Below are 1,881 nucleotides of genomic sequence, written 5' to 3'. Positions count from 1 at the left end.
GGGACATAATGGACACGTTTCAAAAACAAATATGCTTTCTTTTATATACCCTAAAGTAGCAGGGCAGCATTTAGCAGAATATTACGGAAAACGGTACGTATCTATTGGAACGTCAGTTTATGAAGGACAATATAATGTCAAGAATAGCGATGGTGAATTTGGCCCCTATGGAACATTAAAATCGGATGATCCAAACAGTTATAACTACATTTTTGGACAGGTCAAAAAAGATCAATTTTTTATTGATTTACGTAAGGCGAATGGCGTGACAAAAACTTGGTTAAACGAACAACATCCAATTTTCGCTGGAATAACTACCGAAGGGCCTGATATACCAAAAACTGTTGATATATCATTAGGTAAAGCATTTGATATACTTTTTCAAATTCAAAAAGTGAGTCCATCTCAAGTACATCAATAAATTTAGAATCATGTGCCTTAATGACAAATTTCATAGTGTTTCATATAACACAATGAAATTTGTTCTATATAGCAAGAAGAATAATCGCATTAGAAAAAATTAGCAGTTTAACCTGTTAAGAGTAAAACGAATCTTCAATATGTAAAGCGCAAAAACAATGAAGCGAAAAGCATCGGTGTTTTTTGCGCTTTCGGGCACAGATGCTACTTCAATCCTATTGTAGAAGTGATTTTGAATGTAAGGAATTTGTAAGGGATAGGTAAGGAAAAAGAGATTTTCATTGTGTAGGATAAAAATATAAGGAGGCGTGAAGGGGGGAACAAGTACGGCCTACATATAAAACAAATAATCAGTAACAAGAGTGTTTTAAGGAAAAGAAGTAATTTCTATGGTTAATATGCATATGGAAAAAGAGTGATTTAGAGATTGTTAGGACACAATGGTGTTTGTGAAAATAATGATTAGTACGATAATTGCAAATTCGGTGTTGACTTTTATCATTGGGAGAGTTGATAGCTGTGTGGTTAGTATATGACATAGCTATCAACAATCAATACAATTTAAATAGAAGAGAGGAATTCTTTATGAAAACAAGCAGTAAAATTACATGTGCAAGTCTAGCACTTTTAATAGGTGGAAGTTCCCTGTTATACATAACACCAACATCAATTGTAAAAGCAGAATCTACGCAAAATGTATCTAGTTCGTTACAAACAAGTACGAAAAGCAATCGTACTTCCGTTAAGAAAGCAATGCGAGATGAACTGCAACTTGGATACCCGGGAATACTCGCTCAAATTTCTAAGGGGGGTAAAACTTGGAGTTATAGTGCTGGGATAGCGGATTTGAAAACTAAGAAACCAATGAAAGCAGATTTTCGCTTTCGCATTGGCAGTGTGACGAAAACGTTCATTGCAACAGTTCTACTTCAATTATCTGGAGAGAACCGTTTGAATCTAGACGACTCCATTGAAAAATGGTTACCTGGTGTTATTCAAGGAAACGGATATGATGGTAACCAGATTACGATCCGGCAAATATTGAATCATACAAGTGGTATTGCTGACTATATAAATTCAAAAGACTTTGATATTACGGATATAAAAAAATCATATACGGCTGAAGAATTTGTAAAGATGGGGATTTCACTTCCCCCAGACTTTGCCCCAGGAAAGGGTTGGTCTTATTCAAACACAGGATACGTATTACTGGGGATCCTTATTGAAAAAGTAACTGGCAACAGTTATGCGGAAGAGGTTGAAAATCGGATTATTGAACCGCTTGATTTGTCAAATACATTTCTACCTGGTAATTCAAGCGTGATTCCAGGCACCAAGCATGCCCGTGGCTATTTGCAACTAGACGGAGCGAGTGAGCTAAAAGACGTTACTTATATTAACCCAGGTAGCTCGGATGGAGATATGATTTCTACTGCTGACGACTTAAACAAATTCTTCTCT

At 35.8% G+C, this 1,881-nt stretch carries 2 protein-coding genes; both read left to right on the top strand.

Annotated elements, in window-relative coordinates; all coding sequences use genetic code 11:
- The coding region (locus tag DN404_RS30250) for an erythromycin esterase family protein (RefSeq protein WP_149215875.1) at positions 1-421 on the top strand (421 nt) is incomplete at its 5' end.
- A gap of 584 nt (positions 422-1,005) precedes the next feature.
- Positions 1,006-1,881: serine hydrolase domain-containing protein (locus tag DN404_RS30245; RefSeq protein ID WP_149215874.1), on the top strand; the 876-nt coding region annotated here is incomplete at its 3' end.

This window comes from Bacillus sp. TE8-1, assembly GCF_008368855.1.
In the GTDB taxonomy this organism is placed as follows: Bacteria; Bacillota; Bacilli; order Bacillales; family Bacillaceae_G; genus Bacillus_A; species Bacillus_A cereus.
The sequence above is the reverse complement of the archived record's forward strand: the minus strand, read 5'-3'. Positions and strand labels throughout refer to the sequence as shown.